Source organism: Acinetobacter sp. ANC 4169 (genome assembly GCF_002135355.1).
GTDB lineage: Bacteria > Pseudomonadota > Gammaproteobacteria > Pseudomonadales > Moraxellaceae > Acinetobacter.
The window spans coordinates 210,355-233,084 of record NZ_NEGE01000003.1 but is presented as its reverse complement, the minus strand read 5'-3'; the positions used below and the strand labels follow the sequence as shown (position 1 = coordinate 233,084).

Here is a 22,730-nt window from a genome sequence, read left to right as displayed (position 1 = left end):
GCTAAAAATCAGGCAAAAAAAAAGCTACGACTGATTGGGGTATAAGTCGTAGCATAAAACGAACTCATTAGAGTTCAGCGAGGTATTAGCGATTTTGATCCGAATTTACTGTGCGGATCGGGTTGTTATAGGCTTGTGACTGACCAAACATACTATTTTGCTGTTTTGGTATCACCAACCATAAAATTAAATAAACCAAAATCCCCGGGAATGCTGCACTCATAACAGAGACAAGAATAAAAATAACGCGCAGTAAAGTGGCATTCCAACCAAAACGTTCAGCAATACCACCCATTACACCGGCAATCATGTTCTGGCGCTTAGAGCGATATAAACCAACATTGGCCATCTAGGTCTCCTTAGAATGAGAAAATAAAAGTTAAAACAACATACTCATAATAAAGAGATGGAGATGCCCATACATTTTTAAAGTGGCAAGCCCCAAAAAATGGTTAAGTTATGTAAATAAATAATTACTATAACCAGACTTGGGATATAAAATACACTTGTCCTAAAAAAGTTGATTTATATCAATAAAAATCAATGAAATATGGAAATGTATTGCAAGATGATGAAAAGCCTCTCATGACTTAAGCAATAAATAATTGAACAGATGTACAAGTCGCCGAAGAAAATAGAGGATTCAGGGAGGAACAGGTGTTTCAAAAAGCAGATTATCAGCTATGTATCTTGATTGCAGTTTCAGCAGCTCTAATCGGTTGTCATAAACCACCGGAGGATTCTGTGGCGAAACAGATCAAAGCAGAAACTTCAGCTAAAGTAGCCAGTGAGCAGGCGAAAAGTCTGACCCAGGTTGCAGGACAGGCGACTGTTCCAGTAGAAAAAGCTGAGCCAGTGCTGAAAAATACCATGCCGCAAAATGCCCAGCCCTATATCGGGCGTTATCAAATTACCATTAGCTGCAAAGACCCTTTTGTGAAGTGTGACCAAGGCACGAGTGACTTTGTCATCAATTTATTGGCTGATGGCACAGCACACCGTACCCTGATTCATCTGGGACAAATTACCTTTGATTCTAATTTTCACTACCAGCAAGATCGTTGGTCTTACGATGCCCAGCATCATCAGGTAATTTTGCATCGCTCAAATGGGGTGGAGTTTTTTTATGATATTGATAAAGATGAAAATCTGGTGATGGATTTAGACAAAATTGCCCATGCTTCTGCGCTAAACCAGCAATATTTTGCCGAAGGCAATCCCTTTCCACAACAGGCATACCGTTTGCTTAAAGAAAAACTCAGTTAAAGAAGAGAGGGAGCCGGTTGATTTAACCAGGCTTGCAATTTAAAAAGATGGAAATGCTCTAAATATGGAGCATTTTTTATTATATGTGCGTATAAAAATAAGAACAATAATATAAAGAAATCTGGTGGGTTGTGAGGGGCTCGAACCCTCGACCAATAGATTAAGAGTCTACTGCTCTACCAACTGAGCTAACAACCCTGAGCAAGGATTAGTGAACTTAAAGCATCGCTTTAAGAGTTCACCCGAGTGCAAGAAAAAATCTGAGATTTTTTTACAGTACATTCAAGCACTGTGTTTTGCAAAATCGGTGTAGCAAAATTTCGAGAATGGCGAATCAACCGAAACGGTGTGGTTTGTCTTGGTCGGAATATTGCAGGTTTCGTTTCTATTGTAGTACAGAAAGAAGCCCTAAGAAAGAATGGTGGGTCGTCCGCGATTCGAACGCGGGACCAACGGATTAAAAGTCCGCTGCTCTACCAGCTGAGCTAACGACCCATTCAGAAAGAGTGCTTTTAAAAGCTAAAAAAGCTTCATGTCAGAAGCCTTTTAAAAGATGGTGGGTCGTCCGCGATTCGAACGCGGGACCAACGGATTAAAAGTCCGCTGCTCTACCAGCTGAGCTAACGACCCATCTCTAGGTTGATCAAAATAAGTGGTGGGTCGTCCGCGATTCGAACGCGGGACCAACGGATTAAAAGTCCGCTGCTCTACCAGCTGAGCTAACGACCCTGAACCAACATTCAGCGCTTGTCTGAATGTGCAGTGCAAGAAAATAAAGGCTTTCTAAACACCACTTTGTTTTGATGGAGCGTATTGTAGCAAGATATCAAACGAGCGCAAGTAAAAATTAGCAAACTTGTTGATGTTTGATTATAAATACAACAAATTTGCTTAATCTTGTTAAAAAACACCTGTTCTGAAATTAGAAACGGTATTGATAGGCTTGAATATTGCTGAATATTTCCGCAGTTAAATCACAATATTCGGTCGCATTCGGGAGTAATACCAGCAAGCGTTCATCGGTCTTGTTGGGATCAAAAGCCTGTTCTTTGAGCTTGTTTTTTTGATATTTAAAGGTGCCTGTGGTTTCGACCTGAGCTTGAATGCGTAAAAATACCGGAACAGCATAAGCCGGCAAACATTTTTTAAACTCGCTTGCCATTTGCTTTAAGTCTTGAGCAGTTAATTCTGCGCCATCACTCAAGGTGATGGCTGCCATACCGGCACGACCATTGGTATGCGGAATTTCCACCCCATAAACCACCGCTTCAGCAATTTTTTCATATTCACTGACCGCATTTTCAACTTCGCTGGTCGAAACATTTTCGCCTTTCCAGCGGAAAGTATCACCCAGACGGTCTACGAACTGGGCATGACGGAAACCGATATCGCGTACCAGATCACCGGTATTAAAATATGCATCTCCATGTTTAAACACATCTTTCATAATCACGGCTTTGTTTTTTTCCGGATCGGTATAGCCATCAAAAGGGGAGCGTCGGGTAATTTTACCCACCAGCAAGCCGACTTCGCCTTTTTTGACCTTTTTACACCAGCCTTTCGCATCTTTCACGGGCTGATTGTTTTCTTTATCAAATTCAATAATGGCATAAGGCGTTGGAGAGAAGCCAACCGTGTTGTCAAAGTTAAACACGTTACTAAAACCGACATTACCTTCACTGGACGCATACAGCTCCAGCACTTCTTCAATCCCAAAGCGTTCCTTGAATTTGTCCCAGATATTCGGGCGCATGCCATTACCAATCATTTTGGTGACACGGTGGCCTTTTTCCAGTTCAGACACCGGCGCATCCATTAAGTAACGGCAAAGTTCACCGACATAACCGATGGCAGAAGCATCAAATTTTTGCACATCTTTCCAGAAGGAAGAGGTCGAATATTTACGACGCAATGCCAAAGTGGCACTGCCGGCAATCACGCCACACCAGCACACCACAATACCGGTGGCATGATACAGCGGCAGGGTACAGTACATCACATCATCAGATTTTAAATCCAGCACATGTCCATAGGTACCATAGGCCAGTGTCCAGCGGCTATGCGTGAAAATGACCGCTTTAGGCAAGCCCGTAGTGCCCGAGGTGTAGATGTAAAATAGACCATCTTTACCTTGAATCGTATGGGTGGTTGGGGTGTTGAATTTGGGAAATTGATCCACTTTTTCTGCAAGATTGGCCCAGGCTTCTGGGGTTTTGCCTGCATCCTTTTGTGTGGCTTGATCGGCGAACCAATGAAAACGGTCTGCTTGAAGCTGTAAATCCTGACGAACTTCTTCAACAGCATTACGGCATTCTTCACCGACAATGATGGCAATCGGTTTCACCAGATTGATACTGTGGGTCAGGGCTTTGCCTGTTTGTGAGGTGTTGACTAATGCAGCTGTCACCCCAATTTTTGCCAAGGCAATAACTGTGGCCACCAGTTCAGGGCGGTTTTCCACCATCACCGCAATCACATCACCTCTACAGGCACCGATGGATAGATAAAAGTGTCCAATCTGGTTGGCCCATTCATTCAGTTCCTGATAGCTGAATTTCTGGTCTTCAAATAATAAAGCCATGCCGTGCGGATTGTGTTTTACCGCTCTTTCAAAGGCAATCCCTAAGCCTGCAGGAGTATTGGAGGTACGCAAATAGGCTTGTTTGAGACCACTCAACAGGTGAGGGACTTTGCTCATAAATTTAGGTAATTTTGCTGCGACATCCGCAATACCAATAAGATCGCTCGGTGTGGTATGGTTCATATGAATCCTATTTATTTTTCGTAATCCAATACAGTTTATTTGTTCGCAATACGCTTGCAGTCATTTGTACACTTGTCTTTTATCCGTTTCAATCTAGTGCAATCAACCTAATCCGATAAAAGTATCAAAAAAAACCTAGTCACCGGAATGACTAGGTTTTTTTATTTCGCTGCATTAGAGCTAATTATGTGACTAATTATGACTCACTTGCAGGCGTTGCTTTCTTTGGTGGACGACCGCGAGGGCGACGAGGACGGACAGGTTTGTCAGCATCTTCACCTTCGGTTTTTTCAGCTTCTGCTTTAGGCTCAAGCTCAGTTGGTACATCCTGAGCAGCTTCTACCGCCAATTCAGCTTGTACCGGTTCTGCTGCCTGTTCAGTTTCTACTGAGGCAGCTACTGTTTCTACAGCAGTTTCAGCAACCGCTACAGTCACTACAGGCTCAGCCACTTCGGCTGTCACTGTTTCTGCTTCTGTGACAGGAGTAGCTTCAGCTGGAACAGCTTCCACTGGAGTCACTTCAGGTTCGCTATGTGCCTGCTTTGCTTGCTCTAAAGCTTGTTCTGCAGCCTGTTTTGCCAAACGGCGACGTTCACGTGGATCATTTGCCACACGCTTGTCAGATACCGGTGTTGGCGGCGTTAAGTCCAGCACGGGTGCGGGTTCTGCTTCAGGTGCTGCTTTGGTTAATGCTACATCACGCGTCACAGGCTGTGCTGGTGCTTGCGCTTCAGTTGCCTGTTGGCTGATGGTCTCGGCATATTGCTCGGTAAATTTTACCAAGGCGCGGTTGAAAGTCGGAATTAAACCAAACTGTTCAATCAATACTGAGCAATCTTCACCATAAACATGGCGAATGAGGCTGCCCACGGTGTATTGACCCAAAGTTGGAACCTGAGAAGGGCTTAACTTCGGTGCCTGAGCTTGTTTTACCTGAGCTTCACGTTTTTGGCGACGATGCATACGCGGATCGTTGCTGGCACGTTTTTCTGCAGAACGTGGTTTGTGCTGCTCCTGAGTTTCAGTTGCAGCAGCAGGTTTTTCTTCCTTCGCGGCGGCCACTGCTTTCTCAGTAACAGGTGCTGGGGCTGCAACAGCTTCAGGTGCAGATGGTGCAATTGGCGCTTCAACCACAGGAGTTGAATTTAATGCAACAATTTCACTTTTTGCCTGATCGATATTGATCAGCAATGCTGTTGGAAGAACATCCTGACGAGGTGTATCAATCACTTCGACTTTAGGTTGCTGTTCATTCACTACTGCAGCAGGTGCAGCTTGTTGTGCTGGCTGTTCGTTCAATACGCTTTGATCGCGGTGGCGATTTGGGCGTTCAGGACGTTGCTGGTTACGACGGTCACGACGTGGCACAGCATTTTGCTCTGCTTGTTGATCGGCGTTTTGCTGTTCAGCGTGTTGACGTCGAGTCGGGCGCTTGTTTTCACGTGAATCCTGGCGCTGTTCCGGACGTTGTTCTTGACGCTGCTCATGACGAGAAACCTGAACAATTTCTTCATGCACTTGGTTTTGCTGATTGTCGTGCTGAGTTTGTTCACGTTGCTCTTTAGGCTTGTTACGCTTTTTGTTGTGACGTTGCGATTTTTCTTCTTTATCAGAATATTTATCTGCAACTTCACGCTGTTCCTGTTTTTGTGTAACAGGCGCAGTTGGCGATAAGTAAGCATTGTTGTTTGCAGTGGCAACAGCTGGTGCGCTCTGAGTAGGCGCAGATGTTACAACCTGACCGAATTGACCACGGCTGACCGCACCGGCATTGACCATTTGTTCAATTGCAGCAGCGGCATTGTTTGCAGTGCGTGCTTGATCTACAGTTGTGGCCTGCTTTTGTACAAACAGGTTTTCTAACCAGGCACATGGACTTGCAGACGGTGCTGCTGGAACCACAGCTTGAGTTTGTGGCTGAGCCGCCTGTTGCTGTGGTTTTTTCTTGTTATTGCGCTCTGGCTGGTTGGAAGCTTGTTGCGCAGCTTGCTGAGCTTGTTGCTCTTCTTCCAGATGCCATTCAGAGGCTTCATAACCCAACTCTTTTTCGCTAGAACGTGTTGCTTCTGTACGTTCATAGCTGGTTGGTGCAAAACCTTCAGGATTATAGGAAATTTCGTAATGTGGTGTTTCTAGATGCGGGTGAGGCAACACGGTTACACGTACGTTTGAAGTTTGCTCCAGATAAATCAAGCTATGACGCTTTTCATTCAATAAGAAAGCTGCGATTTCAACTGGCACTTCAACCTGAACTTCACCATGACGTTCACGAAGTGCAATTTCTTCCACTTTACGCATGATAGAAAGAGAAAGCGAACGTAGGTCACGCACCATGCCTGTACCATGACAGCGTGGGCAAACATAACCAGTGGCTTCTTCCAAAGATGGGCGTAAGCGTTGACGGCTCATTTCCATTAAACCAAAACGAGACAATTGACCGAATTGGATACGGGCGCGGTCGCTTTGAGTCGCTTCACGAAGTTTGGCTTCAACCATACGCTGGTTGCGGTCTTTGGTCATGTCGATGAAGTCGATGACCACCAGGCCGCCGATATCACGTAAACGCAGTTGACGTGCAATTTCTTCGGCTGCTTCCAGATTGGTATTTAAAGCGGTGTCTTCAACGTCGTGGCCACGCGTCGATTTCGCCGAGTTAATGTCAATTGACACTAAAGCTTCAGTCTGGTCAATCACGATTGAACCGCCAGAAGGAAGTTTTACTTCACGTTCATAGGCAGTCTGGATTTGGCTTTCAATACCGAAATGAGCAAATAAAGGCTCATTTAAAGTATAGGTTTTGAGCTTGTCGATTTGACGTGGCATGACTGCTTTCACGAAGTTATAGGCTTCGTTATAGGCTTGTTCAGAGTCAATCAGGATTTCTGCAACATCATCACGTAAATAGTCACGAATTGCACGTGTTACCACACCGGCTTCTTGATGTACCAGCATTGGTGATGGACCAGAACCAGCCGTATTCTGGATTTGTGCCCAAAGGTCCATCAAGTGTTGCAAGTCAAGTTGCAATTCTTCTTGAGAGCGGCCAATACCTGCGGTACGTACAATCACGCTCATACCACGAGGAATATTCAGTGAAGCCAACATTTCTTTCAATTCTTCACGAACTGAACCGGAAATTTGACGGCTGATACCGCCACCTTTCGGATTATTTGGCATAAGGACCAAATAACGGCCAGCAAGCGAGATAAATGTAGATAGGGCAGCACCTTTGTTGCCACGCTCTTCTTTTTCCACTTGTACTAAAAGTTCGGTACCTTCAGTGATCAATTCGCGGATATTTGAAGTTTGGCGAGGATCTGCCTTGTAGTAAGAGTTTGCGATTTCACGCATAGACAGGAAGCCTTGACGACCTGCACCATACTCTACAAAAACAGCTTCTAAAGAAGGTTCAACGCGAGTCACGTGACCTTTATAGATATTGGATTTTTTTTGTTCACGGGTACGATTTTCCAGATCGAAATCGTAAAGACGCTGACCAGTGACAAGTGCAACGCGAATCTCTTCGGCATGTGTTGCATTAATCAACATACGTTTCATGGGTGTAACACCTAATAGTGATACACACCAAAACATCGCTATACACGTAGCGAACATCACACATTACGGATCAACACCCAGATCTCAAAATGACGCAATTGTGGTCTGAGCTTTTTTACCGGCCTTTTTTTTGGGCTTCGGTTTTTGATTCACGTATTGAAGATGGCAATACGGCTTCAATCTTATAAACGATTAAAGTCACCTGAACGATTCACTGGCGGACTAACGGTGCATTAGATGTGAGTAACTTTCACTGTCACGTAGCTTGAAGACCGTCCCTTCATTAATTCATGATCGGGCGTCTTGATACGGAATTATCATCGTATCGTTGCTTTATGTGCAGATCCAATGCATCAACGTTATAGCCTGAATACAGCTTCAGGGTGCGACTAATCTGATGTGTATCAGTTTACGTTTAAAAACCAACTTAACGTTGGCGACATATTTTTTAGGGCAAACTGATTTATGTACGAAGTACAATTAAACGCAACAGTTTGCTTTTTTGCCGATATAATAAGCCTTCGGCGTCGGCATATTCTTTAGGGACCTTTCCGTGTTTAATGTGAATTGTGAAATTTAATTTTGAGCTTCAAAAATATTGAAGGAATTAAATTTTTTCACACTAACGGTGGTATCCGTGCGCTGACTATATCAAACCTTGCATCATCTGCCTATGGGCTAAGCTTATCTTTCTTGTGTAAAGCATAGCCTAAGTGATCAGTTTTTAATCAATTTTAGTATTTTTTTTGGGTCATCGTAACTGTATGAATTCTACGCAAGAATGGCAAAGTGTCACCTGGTTTGAAGTGGACGAGCATCAATTGGGTCAACGTATCGATAATTTTTTATTTTCCAGACTCAAAGGTGTGCCTAAAAGTCGGATTTATCGTTTAATTCGTGAAGGACAGGTTCGGGTTAATAAAAAGCGTATTAAAGCGGAAACCAAACTCAATATTGGCGACCAGATTCGTGTTGCGCCGATTCGTTATGAGCAAAAAGATGAAACGGCGGCACCGGTATCGGATAAAGTGGCGCAAAGCCTGCTCAGCCGTGTCGTTTATGAAGATGAAGGCCTGATGGTGATAAACAAGCCTTCAGGAATTGCCGTGCATGGCGGCAGTGGTGTGGCTTATGGCCTGATTGAAGGTCTGCGTGCTGCAACGGGCAAGAAATATCTGGAACTGATTCACCGTATTGACCGTGACACTTCTGGTCTGGTGATGATCAGTAAAAAACGTAGTACTTTAAAAACATTGCAAGATTTACTGCGTGAACACAAAATTAAAAAGACCTATGCTGCCATTGTTAAAGGGCAGGTCAGTCTGGATAAACAGTTGATTGATGCACCTTTACATCGCTATGAGCTGGCCAATGGCGAGCGTCGGGTACGTGTGTCGAAAGAAGGTAAAGACAGTAAAACTCAATGGAATGTGGCAGAGCGTTTCATGCATGGCACATTGGTGTATGCTTCGCCGCTTTCTGGTCGTACCCATCAGATTCGTGTCCATGGTTTAAGTATTGGTCATCCTCTCATTGGTGATGAAAAATATGGTCATGAAACCGAATATAACGGGCCGAAGCCACGTCGTTTATGTTTACATGCGATGCGACTGGAAATTCCGGGTTATCCGACTATTGAAGCGCCATTACCTGAAGATATGCAGAGTTTGGTGGCGCAGTTAAGAGCGCAGAAGAAGGATAAGCCGGTCGTTACTTTTGACGACTAGTAAGTTTTAATCCTCTCCCTAACCCTCTCCTTTAAAAAGGAGAGGGGACATCACGTAAAATATTCTGTCATTAACTCAGACTTCGTGTAGTCAGTATTTTGATTTAGTAATAAATGAATGACTAAGCAAAAGGGTTTCCCTCTCCTTGTAGGAGAGGGCTAGGGAGAGGTGAACAATTAAATACTGAATCAAATACTAGGAAAGCATTTATGAACACACCTGTAGAACTCATCATTTTTGACTGGGATGGAACGCTATTTGATTCAGTCGGTCAGATTGTTGCGAGCCTACAGTTTGCGGCACAGCAGTTCGAGCAGCCGCTGACAGAAGCTGCTGCAAAAAGCATTATTGGTCTGGGTTTGCCGGAAGTGGCGCAAGTCTTGTTTCCAGAAGTGCCTGAATTACATGATGAGATTTTGCAGTGCTATGCCACTCACTATGTGGAAAACTCCAAAGGAGATGCCTGGTTTGAAGGGGTTTCGGTTATGTTGCAGGATTTAAAGGCACAAGAGGTGAAACTTGCTGTGGCGACAGGAAAAAGCCGTAAAGGTTTAGACCGTGTACTTCATCAAACACAGAGTTATGAATTATTTGAGGTGACCCGTGCAGCCAGTGAAACCAAATCCAAGCCTGATCCTTTAATGCTGACTGAAATTTTACAGGTCACAGGAATCTGTGCGGAAAATGCCATTATGGTGGGTGATACCTCCTATGATCTGGAAATGGCGCAAAATATTGCCATGCCGCGTATAGGGGTAAGTTATGGCGTGCATACGCCTGAAATCCTTGCCCGCTATAATCCGCTGGCGATTGCAGATGATGTTGCGGATTTGCATCAGCTTTTATTAAAGCATGTGAATTTAAAACAGGCAGTTTAATTATTGAGATATATAAAAGGATGATCTTAAATCATCCTTTTATATCTTTTTATATCTTTATTTTCATTTTGATCTGTTCATGTTCATCATTTAAAAATTTGACTGCAATAAGGCTCTACTGGCATGTGTGCAGATCTGCATTGATATCGAAAAAGTACTGCGATGGAACAGAAATGAGGGTTGTAAAGTTAATCGGCAGCATATGAGCTGAAGATGAAACTGATGGATAATTAAAATATAAGATGTTGATTTTTAATTGATGTTTTTAGAACTCATTATTTAATAAAAAAGCTTGTATTAAAAATAGACAAAGCATCTAGTCTTTTAGTCGTAGATCGATGGTTATTTTATGAATCTGGCAATTTACCTCGCAGCAGATGCAAGAAAGCATTTTTTAATATTTTGTTCATATGTCTGTTTTTTAAAAATAAAACCAAGTTAATTTATAGGAATTAGCTATTGTCATAAATAAAATAAGTATTGGCATAAAAACCGCAATTTTCCGATTCTAAAACTGTTTATACATATACGCGTTTGCCAAGATGGGCAGCACCCATTTGCTGATGGCTTTGATCAGTTCACAGATTTTTTCTCGTTGTTCATCGCATTTCCATCGCTAACGGTATAAGTCCAATTTTTGCAGTTTAAGGAAACATTGATGTCGAATTCTGCTGTTGTTGAATCAGTTGCGCAAGCATTACGTGACGCTGAATTATCAAAAACTGCGATTGCACCAGTTCGCCCGCAACTTGGCGGTGAAAATGCTGATGTGGATATTGCATACGCAGTTCAGGAAGTAAATACCAAACGTGCAGAGGCTGAAGGCCGCCGTTTAACCGGTCGTAAAATCGGTTTAACCTCTAAAGTTGTGCAAGCGCAGCTTGGCGTAGACCAACCGGACTTCGGTATGTTGTTTGCTGATATGGCTTATGGTGATGGCGAAGCCATTCCTGCGGGTCTGTTGATTCAACCGAAAGTTGAAGCGGAAATCGCGTTAATCATCAATAAAGATTTAACCCAAGAAAAACACACTTATGCAGACATTATCAGTGCAACTGAATATGCATTGCCTGCTGTAGAAGTGGTGGATAGCCGTATCGAAAACTGGAAAATTTCATTGATCGATACTGTTGCAGATAACGCATCTTCTGCGGCTTATGTACTAGGTTCACGTCCTGTGAAACTGGAAAATTTAGACCTCGTAAATTGCAAAATGATCATGAAACGCGGTGAAGAAATCGTGTCTCAAGGCGTGGGTAAAGCCTGTCTTGCTAATCCATTAAATGCCGCTGTTTGGCTGGCGGATGAAATGGTGCGCCGTGGCCGTCCTTTACTTGCAGGTGACATCATCCTGACTGGTGCATTAGGTCCTATGGTTGTCGCGAATCCGGGTGATGAATTCGTGGTTGAAATTGAAGGTTTTGGTTCTGTAACTGCTGCATTCGCTGCTGAATAAGTCCAGATTTTAAGAGCGTTTTTAAGAGAAATTGTTCATGAAAAAGATTAAATGTGCATTGATCGGTCCAGGGAACATCGGTACTGACTTGCTGTATAAATTACAACGCAGTGAATTTTTAGAGCCTGTTTGGATGGTAGGTATTGACCCGACTTCTGAAGGTTTGGCGCGTGCTGCGAAAATGGGTTTAAAAACCACAAGTGACGGTGTAGACGGTTTACTTCCTCACGTTGAAGCTGACGAAATTAAAATTGCATTCGATGCAACTTCTGCATACGTTCACGCAGAAAATAGCCGTAAGTTAAACGAACTTGGCGTGTTGATGATTGACTTAACCCCAGCGGCTATTGGTCCTTACTGTGTACCACCAGTAAACCTTGAAGCTTTGCTTGAAGCGGGTGAGTTACCAAATGTGAACATGGTGACTTGTGGCGGTCAGGCAACTATTCCGATGGTGGCTGCAATCTCACGTGTTCAACCGGTTGAATATGGCGAAATCATCGCGACTGTATCGACTAAATCGGTCGGTCCGGGTACACGTAAAAATATTGACGAATTCACCCGTACTACTGCCGGTGCGATTGAAAAAGTCGGTGGTGCAAAAGCGGGTAAAGCAATCATCATCATTAACCCGGCTGAACCACCATTGATGATGCGTGACACTGTGCACTGCTTGGTGGAAGGTGAACCAGATCAAGCAGCAATCACTGAATCAGTGCATGCGATGATCCTCGAGGTTCAAAAATACGTACCAGGTTACAAACTTGTAAATGGTCCTGTATTTGACGGTAACCGTGTATCTATCTTCCTGGAAGTTGAAGGCCTGGGTGATTACCTGCCTAAGTATGCCGGTAACCTCGACATTATGACTGCAGCTGCTGCACGTACTGCAGAAATGTTTGCAGAACGCGTATTAAACACTGCTGAAGCTTAAGGAATACCAAAATGTCTAAGATTATTATTAATGATATGACTTTACGTGATGGTATGCATCCTATGCGCCATCAAACTACACCTGAACAAATGGTTGCCATTGCAACTGCTTTGGATGATGCAGGTGTACCTTTAATCGAAGTTACGCATGGTGACGGCTTAGGCGGTAACTCTGTGAACTATGGTTTTGCAGCAGCAACCGATGAAGAATACCTAAAAGCGGTGATTCCAAACCTGAAACAGGCGAAAGTATCTGCACTTTTACTTCCTGGTATTGGTACGGTTGACCATTTGAAAATGGCACATGATGTTGGTGTAGCAACCATTCGTGTTGCAACGCACTCAACTGAAGCTGACGTTTCTGAACAGCACATTACTGCTGCACGTAAACTTGGCATGGACACTGTGGGCTTCTTGATGATGGCGCACATGGCAACTCCTGAAAAACTTTTGGAAGAAGCCAGCAAAATGGTGTCATACGGTGCAAACTGTATTTATGTGACTGACTCTGCTGGTTATATGTTGCCTCAAGACGTGACTGACCGCGTGGGTATTTTACGTGCCAACCTGGCTTCAGAGATCGAAATCGGTTTCCACGGTCACCATAACCTGGGTATGGGTGTTGCGAACTCTGTTTCAGCGGTTCAAGCTGGTGCAACGCGTGTCGATTTAGCTTCTGCAGGTTTAGGTGCAGGTGCAGGTAATACTCCACTTGAATTGTTTGTTGCGGTTGCCAACCGTATGCAAATGGAGACAGGTGTGGACTTGTTTAAAGTTCAAGATGTTGCGGAAGATTTAATCATTCCAATGATGACACATCAGATCCGTGCTGACCGTGATGCAGCAACTTTAGGTTATGCAGGTGTTTACTCATCATTCTTGTTATTCGCGAAACGTGCTGAAGCGAAATATGGCGTTTCTGCGCGTGAAATCCTGATGGAACTTGGTCGCCGTGGTACTGTTGGTGGTCAGGAAGACATGATTGAAGACTTGGCATTGACCATGTCTAAAGCCAAAGAAGCGACTGCTTAATTGAATTTAAGTTAAAGCTGAAAAAAGCGTCCGAAAGGGCGCTTTTTTTATGGCTAAACCTTGATTTTACACTTGATTTTATAGATAAAAAATATCATGTCATAGGTGAAATATATTAATATAATCAATTGCTTAAACATCTTTAAGCTTGGGTTAAACTTAAAAGCGATTAATCAAATTTTTTTTACGGTCAAAAAGCTCGAATTCTTTCAAAATAAACACCGGAACAAGGGTTTAACAATAATGAAATAAAAGCAGGATAAAATAACTTATTGTTTAAAGTTCTTAACGTGATTTTAATCACTGAAATAAAAAAGCAAAAATAGCTATAAAAGTAATAAATCTTAATACTCTGGTCGGATTTCGTAATTTGCAATTGTTAAGCATGATGGCGTCATAGCTTAATTTGATTACTGGGAATTCAGCCATGCGTCGTCAAAACTTATGGATAGCAATACTTGCTGCGACAGCAACTTTAGGAACAACTGCATCAAATGCAGATTTTGTTGACGACAGCCAAGTGCAACTTAAATTCAAAAACTTTTATTTAGACCGTCAGTATGCAGATCTTCCGCAAAACAACTGGGGTTCTTGGTCTCAGGGCATCACACTAGATGCAAAATCTGGCTATCAGGACATCGGTGGCGGTATTCAAGTGGGTGCAGACCTTTTGGTGCAGCACGCATTTAAATTGAATGGCCGTGATAAAAATCCGGACTGGGTTTTGCCACATGATGGTCAAGAGTCGAAAGACAATTTTGGTAAAGTAGGGGCAACCTTAAAAGCCAAAGTTTCACAAACTGAATTGAAAGTAGGTGAATTATTACCGGTATCTCCAGTACTGGTATTCGATCCATCACGTCAGTTGCTGACTACATATAGCGGTGCGTGGTTAGAATCCAAAGATATTAAGGATACTAAACTTACCCTTGCTTATATTGACGGGATCAACAACCGTTATGACAACCAGTTCCGTGATTTAACCAAATTTGCACCGCCAGCTTATGACAATGGTGCACAAGCGGACGGTATGTATATTGCAGGTGTTGATCACCAGTTCACGCCTGAAATTGGCGGCAGCTACTGGTATGCCGATGCTAAAGATATTTATCAGCAGCATTATGTCGGTGCAAACTACAAAACCAAGCTGGGTGAAAAAGCCAAATTAGACAGCCACATCCGTTACTTCGATAACTCGGAGTCAGGTGACAAGCTGTATGGTGAGATTGATAACCAGGCTTTGTCTGTAGGTGCTAAAGTCAATTATGGCGCGCATACTGTTGGTTTGGGCTACCAGCAAATGTTCGGTGATTCAGCATTCCCGACATTGGGTGGCTGGGTACCGCAGCCTTATCTGGCTAACTGGGGTGTAGCAACATTTACCAATGCCAATGAAAAATCATGGGGCTTCACCTATGGTTATGACTTCTCTGGATTGGGTGCCAAAGGCTTAAATGCTACGGCAGTGTACTTCACTGGTTCAGGTGCTGAGGTGAAAACCCAGGCAGGAACCTTGAAAGATCAGAAATCGGATGAGCTGAATTTGATTGTTAACTACACCGTTCCAGAGGGTAAGCTGAAAGGTTTAGGCTTCCAGGCGATGTATATTGATACCGATTTCGACTGGAAATCAGACTTAAAAGAGTACCGTGTAGCGACCACTTATACCTATAAGTTCTAATTAAGCGGTGCAATAAAAAAGCGACTTTAAATAAGTCGCTTTTTTGGCTGTCTAGAAAGCTATTTTTTTATTAAATGCCTTAAGAAAAATAAGGGTTTAAGTTTTAATAAAATATTTAAAAACAAATAGTTGAATTATCGTTTTTTTATAGTATTTGATCGTAAATTTGTATCAGTTTGACCGGTTTGAACAGGTAATATAAGGCGGTAAAAAAGTAAATTTCACTGAGTCAACTTGACGTTAAATTCTGAATAGAGATGGAAACGCAAGCTAAAGACTGTACGAGGAGTATGTATGAGCACTGTTCAAATCCCTGAATATACAACAGATCCATTCTTTGGCTTAGAAGACAAATGGATTGAAACAGCAGAAGGTGAGTTGACTCACTATCACGAAGTTGGTGAGGGTACGCCTATTCTGTTTTTGCATGGTTCAGGTACTGGTGTATCTGCTGCGGCAAACTGGTGGTTAAACTTGCCACAAATTGGTGAGCAGGCACGTTGTATCGCCATCGACACCATTGGTTATGGTCAAACTGTGGTTGCACCAGGTACAGCTTACGGTATCCGTGCCTGGGTAGATCATGCGGTTCGTACTTTAGATGCGCTTGGCATTGAGAAAACCTGGTTGGTCGGTAACTCATTGGGCGGCTGGTTAGCGTTCCAATTGGCGCTGGATTATCCAGATCGCGTATTGGGTATTGTGTCTATGGGTACTGGCGGTGCAAAACAGACTGCTGCACTTAAAGCGCATGCCAACCCGGTATTGACTGAAGAAGGCATCAAGAAAACCTTGTCGATGTTCGTGGTGAACAAAGACCTGATCACCGATGAATTGGTGAAAGTACGTTTTGCTTCTGCTGCAAATGACTATGCGTCGAACCGTTTGATGGACGTAGTGGGTGCACGTGACCGTGACCGTTTCGAATTCCCGCTAGACTTCGAAAAAATGAAAGACATCACTGTACCGGTATTGTTGATTCACGGTGTACAGGACGTGGTGATTCCGGTTTCACGTACTTGGGACATTTTAAATACTGTACCGAATGCTGATGCACACATCTTCAGCCAATGTGGTCACTGGTCTCAAGTGGAAAAAGCTGAAGAGTTCAATACTGTCATTAAAGACTACTTAACTGCCCGTGGTGTTTAATCACGGCTGTTAAAGATAAAAAAGGATGACTTCGGTCATCCTTTTTTATGAGCATATTTTTATGAATATATTTAGGGGCTAATAAAGTTCGCTGCCACATTGATGGTGATGGCCAGAATAGTCGTGTTAAATCCGTAAGCCAGAAGCAAGTGCAAGGTATTTAGCACCCGCATTTTGGAGTGGGTAACCGATACATCGGCAGTTTGTGCAGAAGTACCCACGATATAACTAAAATATAAAAAGTCGGGATAAGTCGGTTTGGGGGTTTTCGGAAAATCCAGTCCACCTTCATTATTCTGGTCTAATGCCAAATAAAAGTCGTGCGCATAATGAATCGCAAAAATGGTATGCATCAGGAACCAGGCTGAAGTAATGGTCAGCATGGATAAAATTAAATGACCCGTTCGAATGGCAGTATTGCTAGGCAAATTATTCACTTCAATAATAATCGCGATGAAACAAATAATTAAAGTGAGGATCACCAGAAAAAGAATCAGCCATTTACTGGCATCCTGTTGCTCTGCACGTTGCAGGATATGTGCATGGTCAACGTGCCAGAGTTTTTTAAGGGTAAGGAATAAATAAGTATAAACAGCAAGATTCCAGCTCATTAACAGACAGGTTGACCAGTTCCATGCGGTCATGAACTGAAAAGCGGCATAAAGTACCGCAATAAGAGGAAAGATAAGAAAGAAATGAAGATGGTGCTGAATCCCTGTTTTTATACGGAGCAGTAGCTGCATGGTTATCATCTCCTTTATGGTTGTTTTTGTTTTGTAAATTTTAAAAAGCCTGCCAAGAATTTATTAGACTTAAGTTGTAATTTTTTGCTGATGAAATATTGATTATAAGTCCTTAAAAGAAAAGTTATGCGTTATTTCCTATTAATGCAGTGTTGACGATATAAAAAATGAGTAAGACTTAAGTCTAAGCGGGTCTAAAAATACACAAATTGAAATAAAAAAAAGCACCATTATTTATTAGCAAAATAATGGTGGCTTTAATTCAGCACAAAAGTGTAGAAAAGATGACTTAACCGCGATTAATGTTCAGATAAAACACATGAGTCAGTAATTCAATAAATTTTTTCACTGCCATCGAACTGCTGTTTTTATGGTAACTCACATACAGGTCAAGATAAGGCAGTTCTACATCTAAAGTACGAATCACTGAATTACTGGTGGTGAGGGGAGCCACATAACCCGGTAGAATGGTACAGCCTAGGCCCATCCCTACAGAGTTGATGTTAAACAGGATATTGTCGGCTTTTTGCACAATATTAAATTCAATCCCATTGGCGTGAGCAAAATCTAAAATTGCGTTGTGTAAGGTTAAAGACTGTTCTGCTGCTGGAATAATAAAATCTATACCATTCAACTCTTTAACTGGTATGCGTTCATATTTAGCCAGCGGATGATTTTCTGGCAAAATAAAGATCAATGGCTCGCGCAGTACAAATAAACTTTCAATTTCATCGCTATTAAAGTTGTGTCGGGTAAAGGTGACATCAAGTTCGCCTTTTTTCAGCAACTTCATTTGTTCATTGTTGTTTAAGCTGAGCAAATCAATTTTTAAATCAGGGTTTTGCACGCGTAAATTCGGCAGCACATAGGGGAAAATTTTCATTTCCGCCACCGGAACGAAGCCTATACGCAGCATTTGCTGTTTGGCCTGAGACACCTGGCGCGCCATGGCAATGGCTTTGTCTGCCTGGGCCAGGGTTAAGCGGGCTTGTTCAAGAAATACGGCACCTTCTTCAGTCAGCTCAACCTTGCGTTTGGTACGATAAAGCAGTTTTACTCCGACATCTTCTTCCAGGTCTTTAATTTGCTGGCTTAAAGAGGGTTGAGCGGTATAAAGCTTTAGTGCAGCCTTACTGAAGTTAAGTTCTTCTGCAACGGTGATAAAATAGCGTAGGTGTCGTAATTCCATATAACTCGTCCAAAAGAGTAATCCAAAAAATGTCTTACTATATTTTTGTAGCAGTATAATCTATAAACAACTATTAGGTGAAGATTATTCTGTCATTTAGAAAATAAATGGTCTTGCGTTTTCTATTAGTGTTTAAATATATAAACCACAGTTTTAAATAATCCATAAAATATCTTAATTGAAACAAAAAAAATATTTCACCAAAACTGGCTAAAAATCCATTATCGCTGAAAAGTTGAGTCTATTTACTTTGTGCCGTTACTGGTCACAGGAGAGCTTTTCATGAGTGGAAAAATTGATGTGCGCGAAATCGACGCTTTAGTCGATGCACAAAATGGACGTATCTCGCCGTCGATCTATACAGACCCTGATCTATACGAATTAGAACTTGAACGTGTGTTCGGTCGTACCTGGTTGTTCCTTTGCCATGAAAGCCAGATTCCTAAGGCTGGTGACTTCTTCAATACCTACATGGGTGAAGATCCAATTATTGTGGCACGTCAAAAAGACGGTTCAATCAAAGCATTCTTAAACCAGTGCCGTCACCGCTCTATGCGTGTGAGCTTCGCAGACTGTGGTAATACCCGTGCATTTACTTGCCCATACCACGGCTGGTCTTACGGTATTGACGGTTCTTTAAAAGACATCCCGCTTGAAGAGCGTGCTTTCCCGCAAGGTGCATGCAAAGAGCAATGGGGTCTGGTTGAAGTTAACCGTGTGAAGTCATACAAAGGCTTAATCTTCGGATGCTGGGATGAAACCACTCCAGATCTGGAAGAATACATGGGTGATATCGCCTGGTACCTCGATGGTGTAGTTGACCGTCGTCCGGGTGGTACTGAAATCATCGGTGGTGTGCACAAATGGGAAATCGAGTGTAACTGGAAATTTGCAGCTGAACAGTTCGCATCTGACCAATATCACGCATTGTTCTCTCACGCATCTGCCATTCAGGTGTTGGGCGCGAAACCAGATGATGAATCATCTAAAAAATTAGGTGCTGCACAAACCGCACGTCCGGTTTGGGAAACGGCTAAAGATGCGATCCAGTACGGTTCACGTGGTCACGGTTCAGGCTTCTTCTTTACAGAAAAACCAGATGCGAACGTTTGGGTTGATGGTGAAGTAGCAAACTACTTCCGTGAAACGTATGAAGAAGTAAAAGAACGTCTGGGTGAAGTTCGTGCGCTTCGTCTTGCAGGTCACAACACCATGTTCCCAACCATGTCTTGGTTGAACGGTACTGCAACACTTCGCGTATGGCACCCACGTGGTCCAAACAAAACTGAAGTGTGGGCATTCTGTATTGCCGATGCTGAAGCTTCTCAAGAAGTGAAAGAAGCATTTGAACGTTCTGCAACGCGTGCCTTCGGTCCTGCTGGTTTCCTAGAGCAAGATGACTCTGAAAACTGGATCGAAATCCAAAAAGTACTTCGTGGTTATAAAGCGCGTAAAAACCGCCTGATCATGGAAATGGGTAAAGGCAACGAGAAAGTTCGTGAAGACGGTATTCCGGGTATCACCAACTATATTTTCTCTGAAACTGCAGCACGTGGCATGTATCGCCGTTGGGCAGATTTATTGATCCATGAAAAATGGGAAGACGTGGAAAAAGCAGCTGACGAATATGAGAAGGAGCTTATGAAATGAGTCAGATCAGTTTAGAACTTCAACATCAAATTAGTCAGTTCCTCTATCGTGAAGCAAAAATGCTGGACGACTGGAAATTCCGCGATTGGTTAGCGGTGCTGTCAGAAGATATTTCTTACACCCTGCGTACTACACCAAACGCTCAAACACGTGACCGTCGCCGTTCAATCGAGCCGCCTACAACTTGGGTATTTAACGATACCAAAGATTTGCTGGAACGCCGTGTTGCCCGTCTTGAGACCGGTATGGCATGGGCTGAAGAACCTCCTTCACGTACCACTCACATGGTGTCTAACATCATTGTTGAGGCAACGGAAGTTGAAGGCGAATACGACGTTTACGTGACTTACTTGTTGTACCGTACCCAGAAAGAAAAAGATGTCACCATCTACTGTGGTAAGCGTCACGACAAAATCCGTAAAGTCGATACTGAACAAGGCTTTGAGATCTTCAATCGTAAGATCACCCTTGATCAGGTGACTTATAACTCACATAACCTGAGCGTGTTCTTCTAATGAATAAGATTTTTGTTTGCCAAGTTGATGAATTAGACGAAGGCGAAGCATTGAAAGTGGATTGCGGCGTAAACGGTATCGATGCGCTTGCAGTTTTCAACAATGGCGGTGAGTTCTTCGCTATGAACGACCGCTGTTCACATGGTAACGCTTCTATGTCAGAAGGTTATCTTGAAGATGACGGCACAGTAGAATGCCCGCTGCATTCAGCACGTTTCTGTTTGAAAACAGGTGAAGCATTATGTCTACCTGCAACTGATCCAATCAAAACTTTCCCGGTGATTGTTGAAGATGGTCAATTGTTTGTAGAAATGGCAGGAGAGTAATCATGGGTTGGCTACAAGGCGAAGTTGCACTTATTACCGGTGGTGGTTCAGGCTTAGGCTGGGCATTGGTTGAGCGCTTTTTAGAAGAAGGTGCACAAGTTGCCGTACTTCAGCGTTCAAAAGCAAAAGTGGATGCATTAAATGAACACTTTGGCGGTAAAGTTCTTGCGATCGAAGGCGATGTAGCCAGCTATGAAGACAACGTCCGTGCCGTGAACGCAACCGTTGAGCGCTTCGGCAAGCTCGACTGTTTCGTTGGAAACGCAGGTATCTGGGATCACTACGCAGATATCGTCAATACCTCTGGTGAACAGCTGGAAAAAGCTTTTGATGAGATTATGGGCATTAACACCAAATCTCTCATCTTGGGTGCCAAGGCTGCACTGGATGCATTGATAGCTTCTGAAGGTTCTATCATATTTACTTTGTCTAACTCTGCACTGTACTCAGCAGGCGGAGGCCCTATCTACACTGCATCTAAGCATGCTGGTGTGGGCGTGATGAAAGAACTGGCTTATGAGCTTGCGCCTAAAGTACGAGTGAACGCAGTTGCACCCTCAGGTATGAATGTAAATATCAAAGGTGCAGCATCTTTAGGCCAGGAAAACCTTGGCTTATTGGATGCCCGCGATCCTGAAAAAATTGGACGTGGTATGCCGCTTGGCTTCTTACCAGAACCTGAAGATATGACTGGTTCATATGTATTACTGGCTTCTCGTCAAAACAACCGCCCATTGACCGGCGTTTTAATTAACGCGGAATGTGGCTTAGGTATTCGTGGTTTACGTCAGCCACGTGCCGGCTTCTTTGATGAGATCTAATCAGCCTAAATCGTAATGGACTTACTCGGCAGCCTGATCAGGCTGCCTTCCGTTTAGGAGTCACTCATGGCCGTTAAACTCATTTGTGCATCGCACAGCCCATTAATGGAATTCGCTTCACCGCAAGAAAAGCATAAAGAACAAGCCGTTCGTGAAGCTTTTGCCAAACTTGCCCAAGAAGTTGAAGACTACAATCCGACTTTAATCATTACTTTTGGTCCAGACCATTTCAATGGTTTCTTTTATGACCTGATGCCAAGCTTCTGCGTGGGTATTCGTGCCAAAGCCGCAGGGGACTGGGATTACGGTAAAGACAATGACCACATTGATGTGCCTGAAGAAACAGCCATTAATCTAGTGCGTCGTGTGTTGGATGAAGGTGTGGATGTTGCGTACTCATATCGTATGCAAGCTGACCATGGCGTAACTCAACCATTGCATTTCTTGTGTGGTGGCAAACTTGACCGTTATCCAACGATTCCGATTTTCATCAATGGTGCAGCTGCGCCGATGCCAACCACCAAGCGCACTGTGGCGCTGGGTCGTGCAGTAGGTCAGTTCATCAAGTCATTGAACCTTGAAAACGAACGTGTACTGGTACTCGGTACTGGCGGTCTTTCTCATGATCCACCAACGCCACAAATGGGTTCGGTTCCTCCGGAAGTGGAAGAGTTCCTGATTTGTGGTCGTAACCCGTCTGAAGAGTCGCGTCATAACCGTCAGTCCAAGATTATTGCGGTTGGTCAAAAACTGGCTGCAGGTGATAAATCAATTGCCGTACCGTTGAACCCTGAGTGGGATCGCGCATTGCTGGAAACTTTTGCCAAAGCAGACTTTGCTGCAATTGAGGCAATGACCGAAGCTGAAATTCGTGTCGAGGGTGGTCGTGGCGGTCAGGAAGTCCGTTCCTGGATGGCTGCTTTTGCTGCATTACATGAAGTCGGTGAGTATGAAATGACAACTCATTGCTACGAAGATATTAGTGAGTGGATTGCGGGCTTCGGCATCGTATCTGCAGAATTGAAATAAGGATTGAAC

Annotated in this window: 18 protein-coding genes and 4 tRNA genes; 13 read left to right on the top strand and 9 right to left on the bottom strand. The window is 43.3% G+C overall.

The window, feature by feature from the left end:
- Positions 1 to 85: 85 nt before the first annotated feature.
- Positions 86 to 349 (bottom strand): PspC domain-containing protein, encoded by a 264-nt coding sequence (locus B9T26_RS03775; RefSeq protein WP_086198465.1) that lies wholly within the window; start codon positions 347 to 349, stop codon positions 86 to 88.
- Positions 350 to 657: 308 nt separating this feature from the next.
- Here B9T26_RS03775 and B9T26_RS03770 point away from each other — a divergent pair, with 308 nt between their 5' ends.
- A complete protein-coding gene (locus B9T26_RS03770) occupies positions 658 to 1,266 on the top strand; it encodes a hypothetical protein (protein WP_086198464.1) in 609 nt (202 codons plus the stop codon).
- Positions 1,267 to 1,388: 122 nt separating this feature from the next.
- Here B9T26_RS03770 and B9T26_RS03765 read toward each other — a convergent pair.
- From B9T26_RS03765 to B9T26_RS03740, 6 genes are all read right to left on the bottom strand, one after another.
- Positions 1,389 to 1,464: transfer RNA gene (locus B9T26_RS03765), tRNA-Lys, on the bottom strand.
- Between the two features lie 221 nt (positions 1,465 to 1,685).
- Positions 1,686 to 1,761: transfer RNA gene (locus tag B9T26_RS03760), tRNA-Lys, on the bottom strand.
- A gap of 59 nt (positions 1,762 to 1,820) precedes the next feature.
- Positions 1,821 to 1,896, bottom strand: a tRNA-Lys gene (locus B9T26_RS03755).
- Positions 1,897 to 1,919: 23 nt separating this feature from the next.
- Positions 1,920 to 1,995 (bottom strand) — tRNA-Lys (locus B9T26_RS03750).
- Between the two features lie 193 nt (positions 1,996 to 2,188).
- On the bottom strand, positions 2,189 to 4,030 hold the full coding sequence (locus tag B9T26_RS03745) for a long-chain-acyl-CoA synthetase (RefSeq protein WP_086198463.1): 1,842 nt from the start codon (positions 4,028 to 4,030) through the stop codon (positions 2,189 to 2,191).
- A gap of 196 nt (positions 4,031 to 4,226) precedes the next feature.
- Positions 4,227 to 7,589, bottom strand: a complete 3,363-nt coding sequence (locus B9T26_RS03740; RefSeq protein ID WP_086198462.1) for an Rne/Rng family ribonuclease — start codon at positions 7,587 to 7,589, stop codon at positions 4,227 to 4,229.
- 764 nt (positions 7,590 to 8,353) lie between these two features.
- Between B9T26_RS03740 and B9T26_RS03735 the strand changes: the two genes are divergently transcribed.
- The 7 genes from B9T26_RS03735 (at position 8,354) to B9T26_RS03705 (ending at position 16,448) form a co-directional block, all read left to right on the top strand.
- A complete protein-coding gene (locus B9T26_RS03735; RefSeq protein WP_086198461.1) occupies positions 8,354 to 9,316 on the top strand; it encodes an RluA family pseudouridine synthase in 963 nt (320 codons plus the stop codon).
- A 209-nt stretch (positions 9,317 to 9,525) separates the two neighbouring features.
- Complete coding sequence (locus tag B9T26_RS03730; protein ID WP_086198460.1) at positions 9,526 to 10,194, top strand: HAD-IA family hydrolase; 669 nt, start codon at positions 9,526 to 9,528, stop codon at positions 10,192 to 10,194.
- Positions 10,195 to 10,852: 658 nt separating this feature from the next.
- Positions 10,853 to 11,650: a fumarylacetoacetate hydrolase family protein gene (locus B9T26_RS03725; protein WP_086198459.1), complete on the top strand. Its 798-nt coding sequence runs from the start codon at positions 10,853 to 10,855 to the stop codon at positions 11,648 to 11,650.
- 37 nt (positions 11,651 to 11,687) lie between these two features.
- A complete protein-coding gene (locus B9T26_RS03720) occupies positions 11,688 to 12,584 on the top strand; it encodes an acetaldehyde dehydrogenase (acetylating) (protein ID WP_086198458.1) in 897 nt (298 codons plus the stop codon).
- Between the two features lie 11 nt (positions 12,585 to 12,595).
- Entirely contained in the window at positions 12,596 to 13,615 is a 1,020-nt protein-coding gene (dmpG, locus tag B9T26_RS03715; RefSeq protein WP_086198457.1) for a 4-hydroxy-2-oxovalerate aldolase, read from the top strand.
- Positions 13,616 to 14,042: 427 nt separating this feature from the next.
- On the top strand, positions 14,043 to 15,296 hold the full coding sequence (locus tag B9T26_RS03710) for an OprD family outer membrane porin (RefSeq protein ID WP_086198456.1): 1,254 nt from the start codon (positions 14,043 to 14,045) through the stop codon (positions 15,294 to 15,296).
- Between the two features lie 294 nt (positions 15,297 to 15,590).
- On the top strand, positions 15,591 to 16,448 hold the full coding sequence (locus tag B9T26_RS03705) for an alpha/beta fold hydrolase (protein WP_086198455.1): 858 nt from the start codon (positions 15,591 to 15,593) through the stop codon (positions 16,446 to 16,448).
- A 71-nt stretch (positions 16,449 to 16,519) separates the two neighbouring features.
- Here the strand turns inward: B9T26_RS03705 and B9T26_RS03700 are convergent, their stop codons facing one another.
- Complete coding sequence (locus tag B9T26_RS03700) at positions 16,520 to 17,191, bottom strand: DUF1345 domain-containing protein (RefSeq protein WP_086198454.1); 672 nt, start codon at positions 17,189 to 17,191, stop codon at positions 16,520 to 16,522.
- Between the two features lie 289 nt (positions 17,192 to 17,480).
- Positions 17,481 to 18,380: a DNA-binding transcriptional regulator HcaR gene (hcaR, locus tag B9T26_RS03695; protein WP_086198453.1), complete on the bottom strand. Its 900-nt coding sequence runs from the start codon at positions 18,378 to 18,380 to the stop codon at positions 17,481 to 17,483.
- Positions 18,381 to 18,662: 282 nt separating this feature from the next.
- On the opposite strand from hcaR, the gene hcaE reads away from it, so the two are divergent.
- The 5 genes from hcaE (at position 18,663) to B9T26_RS03670 (ending at position 22,721) form a co-directional block, all read left to right on the top strand.
- Positions 18,663 to 20,030: a 3-phenylpropionate/cinnamic acid dioxygenase subunit alpha gene (hcaE, locus tag B9T26_RS03690; RefSeq protein ID WP_086198452.1), complete on the top strand. Its 1,368-nt coding sequence runs from the start codon at positions 18,663 to 18,665 to the stop codon at positions 20,028 to 20,030.
- Positions 20,027 to 20,545: a 3-phenylpropionate/cinnamic acid dioxygenase subunit beta gene (gene hcaF, locus B9T26_RS03685; protein ID WP_086198451.1), complete on the top strand. Its 519-nt coding sequence runs from the start codon at positions 20,027 to 20,029 to the stop codon at positions 20,543 to 20,545. The genes hcaE and hcaF overlap by 4 nt, the downstream gene beginning before the upstream one ends.
- Positions 20,545 to 20,871, top strand: a complete 327-nt coding sequence (gene hcaC, locus B9T26_RS03680) for a 3-phenylpropionate/cinnamic acid dioxygenase ferredoxin subunit (protein ID WP_005250582.1) — start codon at positions 20,545 to 20,547, stop codon at positions 20,869 to 20,871. Before hcaF ends, hcaC begins: the two co-directional genes overlap by 1 nt.
- Positions 20,872 to 20,873: 2 nt before the next feature.
- Positions 20,874 to 21,692, top strand: a complete 819-nt coding sequence (hcaB, locus tag B9T26_RS03675; RefSeq protein WP_086198450.1) for a 3-phenylpropionate-dihydrodiol/cinnamic acid-dihydrodiol dehydrogenase — start codon at positions 20,874 to 20,876, stop codon at positions 21,690 to 21,692.
- Between the two features lie 66 nt (positions 21,693 to 21,758).
- Positions 21,759 to 22,721: a 3-carboxyethylcatechol 2,3-dioxygenase gene (locus B9T26_RS03670; protein ID WP_086198449.1), complete on the top strand. Its 963-nt coding sequence runs from the start codon at positions 21,759 to 21,761 to the stop codon at positions 22,719 to 22,721.
- Positions 22,722 to 22,730: the final 9 nt, after the last annotated feature.

Bases quoted from the DNA above. Each gene is read 5' to 3' on its own strand.
- B9T26_RS03705 (WP_086198455.1), top strand. From the start codon at position 15,591: ATGAGCACTGTTCAAATCCCTGAATATACAACAGATCCATTCTTTGGC.
- B9T26_RS03720 (WP_086198458.1), top strand. From the start codon at position 11,688: ATGAAAAAGATTAAATGTGCATTGATCGGTCCAGGGAACATCGGTACT.
- B9T26_RS03775 (WP_086198465.1), bottom strand. From the start codon at position 349: ATGGCCAATGTTGGTTTATATCGCTCTAAGCGCCAGAACATGATTGCC.
- B9T26_RS03670 (WP_086198449.1), top strand. From the start codon at position 21,759: ATGGCCGTTAAACTCATTTGTGCATCGCACAGCCCATTAATGGAATTC.
- hcaE (WP_086198452.1), top strand. From the start codon at position 18,663: ATGAGTGGAAAAATTGATGTGCGCGAAATCGACGCTTTAGTCGATGCA.
- B9T26_RS03710 (WP_086198456.1), top strand. From the start codon at position 14,043: ATGCGTCGTCAAAACTTATGGATAGCAATACTTGCTGCGACAGCAACT.
- B9T26_RS03745 (WP_086198463.1), bottom strand. From the start codon at position 4,030: ATGAACCATACCACACCGAGCGATCTTATTGGTATTGCGGATGTCGCA.
- hcaC (WP_005250582.1), top strand. From the start codon at position 20,545: ATGAATAAGATTTTTGTTTGCCAAGTTGATGAATTAGACGAAGGCGAA.
- B9T26_RS03700 (WP_086198454.1), bottom strand. From the start codon at position 17,191: ATGCAGCTACTGCTCCGTATAAAAACAGGGATTCAGCACCATCTTCAT.
- dmpG (WP_086198457.1), top strand. From the start codon at position 12,596: ATGTCTAAGATTATTATTAATGATATGACTTTACGTGATGGTATGCAT.
- B9T26_RS03730 (WP_086198460.1), top strand. From the start codon at position 9,526: ATGAACACACCTGTAGAACTCATCATTTTTGACTGGGATGGAACGCTA.
- hcaF (WP_086198451.1), top strand. From the start codon at position 20,027: ATGAGTCAGATCAGTTTAGAACTTCAACATCAAATTAGTCAGTTCCTC.
- B9T26_RS03740 (WP_086198462.1), bottom strand. From the start codon at position 7,589: ATGAAACGTATGTTGATTAATGCAACACATGCCGAAGAGATTCGCGTT.
- hcaR (WP_086198453.1), bottom strand. From the start codon at position 18,380: ATGGAATTACGACACCTACGCTATTTTATCACCGTTGCAGAAGAACTT.
- hcaB (WP_086198450.1), top strand. From the start codon at position 20,874: ATGGGTTGGCTACAAGGCGAAGTTGCACTTATTACCGGTGGTGGTTCA.
- B9T26_RS03735 (WP_086198461.1), top strand. From the start codon at position 8,354: ATGAATTCTACGCAAGAATGGCAAAGTGTCACCTGGTTTGAAGTGGAC.
- B9T26_RS03725 (WP_086198459.1), top strand. From the start codon at position 10,853: ATGTCGAATTCTGCTGTTGTTGAATCAGTTGCGCAAGCATTACGTGAC.